Consider the following 1993-nt stretch of genomic DNA (forward strand, 5'->3'; position numbering starts at 1 on the left):
CTGGGAGGTCCCGGGGCCCGACCGGCGCAACACCACCGACACGGACATGGTCGGCGACGTGCGGCGGATGGAGACCACGCTGGAGTCCCGCCACTATCCGGGCCTGACGGTGCAGTCGGTCGTGCTGGCCGACGAGGACCACCTGACGGTCGCCCCGGTCGGCTTTACGCGGGCCCTGATGGCGGTGCTTCCGGCCCGCCCCTGACGCTCAGCGCCGGATGAAGACCTCGCCGTCGTACGCCAGCGACGCAGGGCGTCCCTCGGCGTCGATGCTGAACGTCACCACCTCCCCGGCGAGCGGCGTCAGCTCCACGCGCAGGCTCTCGGGATCGGTGTAGTTTTCCGCCACGGCGGACATCTCGCCGACGGATAGGACCAGCCGCCCGTCCGCCTCGCGCACCGTCATCGTCCCGTACGACCGGCTCACATAGTCGCCGACATAGGCGCCGTCCGGCAGGGTGAGAGTCCGGGGGCGCTGCGCCCGCGCCGCCACACCGGCGGCCAGCCCCGCCCGACGTCGGTCCCGGCGCGTGATCAGGGCGTCCAGCTTCCCGTCATAGACGGCGTCGATGTCCGGCAGACCCGAGAACCAGTCATAGGCGTAGTTGGCGACCAGATCGGCCAGTTCCCCCGCCACGGCGTCTTCATTGACCAGCACCGCCACGCCCAGCCCACGCTCCGGCATGAAGGAGACGTGGGCGCGCGAACCCGAGAAGTTTCCGAAATGGTGGATCAGCAAGTCATCGCGATATCGCCCCACCTGCCAGCCCAGCCCGTAGCCGGTGCGGGCGTACTCGCCGAAGGTCGTCTCCTGCGCCACGCGGGCGGCGTGGGTGGAGGCGATCAGCCCGGGCGGCAGTCGCTGTCGCCCGCCGATCCGTCCATCATTGATCTGGGCCTCCAGCCAGATCGCCATATCGTCGGCGGTCGAGACCAGGCCTCCGGCGGACTGCATGGTCGCATCGACCTTCTGCAGCGGCGACCGGGTCGCCCCCCCTGCGGCCAGTCCCAGATGTCCGGCGGCGACCACCGCTCCGTCCGCGCGGGCTTCGTCGATGAAGGCCGTGGTGTCCGCCATGCCCAGCGGCTCCAGCACCTCCTCGCGCACCAGCGCGCGCCAGTCCCGCCCACGCTCATGCTCCAGCAACACCGTCGCCAGATTGTAGCCGGCGTTCGAATAGGCGAAGGCGCCGTACGCCCCGCCGGTGCGCCAGCGCGTCTGATCCGTCAGCTCCCACATCAGACCGGGCGTCCAGACCCCTGAAAACGCCGCGCGAAACGCGATGGCTGGATTGTCGACGCCCGACCGGTGACTGAGCAGGTCCGTCAGGCTGACCCGGGCAGCGATATCGGCGGGCGCGCCCGAGGTCGGCGACCAGTCGGACAGGGGCGCGTCCAGATCGATCTCGCCCCGCCGGGCCATGGCCGCCACGCCCAGGGCGGTGAAGGATTTGGTGGCCGAGGCGATGTAGAACCGGGTCTCCGCCGTCACCGGCGCGCCGGTCTCGATATCCGCCACCCCGTAACCCGCCGCGAACAGGCGGCCGTCGCGATCCACCACCGTCACCGCCATCCCCGGCACAGCCTCGGTCCGCGTCAGCGCACGCCGGGCGAAGGCGTCCATTGCGGCGGGGAATTCGGCACGCTCCTGCGCCCCAACTCCCGAGGGCAGGGCGAACAGGATCGCGGCCGCAAGGACCGTGGACAGGCGATGCGAAGACATGGGCGGCTCCCCGTCACCCCGGACGCGGGGCGCATCCTCAGGAGGCCGCGACGCCGCCGATCGGATGCACCGGCCGCCATCAATCCGCCCCGCCGCTGCGCTAGTGATTTGCCCTGAAGCCGCGCGGTCGCTACATCCCGCGCCAACCTCCCCATTCGATCGAACGACAGGGCGCACCGCACCTCATGGCGCAGCAATACATTTTCCAGATGCAGGGCCTGACCAAGGCCTTTCCCGGCGGCAAGAAGATCTTCGAGAACATCTGGCTGA

Annotated in this window: 1 protein-coding gene and 2 pseudogenes; 2 read left to right on the forward strand and 1 reads right to left on the reverse strand. The window is 70.2% G+C overall.

What is annotated here, in order from left to right; translation table 11 throughout:
* A pseudogene (locus VGE03_RS03250) lies at nucleotides 1-205 on the forward strand (alpha/beta hydrolase); the annotation flags it as partial.
* Between the two features lie 3 nt (nucleotides 206-208).
* On the opposite strand, the gene VGE03_RS03255 reads toward VGE03_RS03250, so the two are convergent.
* Nucleotides 209-1723 carry a serine hydrolase gene (locus tag VGE03_RS03255; protein ID WP_331045039.1) on the reverse strand — a complete coding sequence of 505 codons (1515 nt, stop codon included), beginning with the start codon at nucleotides 1721-1723 and terminating at the stop codon, nucleotides 209-211.
* Nucleotides 1724-1908: 185 nt separating this feature from the next.
* On the opposite strand from VGE03_RS03255, the pseudogene VGE03_RS03260 reads away from it, so the two are divergent.
* A pseudogene (locus VGE03_RS03260) lies at nucleotides 1909-1993 on the forward strand (hypothetical protein); the annotation flags it as partial.

It is taken from the genome of Brevundimonas sp., from assembly GCF_036400995.1.
Lineage (GTDB): Bacteria > Pseudomonadota > Alphaproteobacteria > Caulobacterales > Caulobacteraceae > Brevundimonas.

Excerpts from the sequence above, each read along its gene's own strand:
- VGE03_RS03255 (WP_331045039.1), bottom strand. The coding sequence starts at position 1,723 with ATGTCTTCGCATCGCCTGTCCACGGTCCTTGCGGCCGCGATCCTGTTC.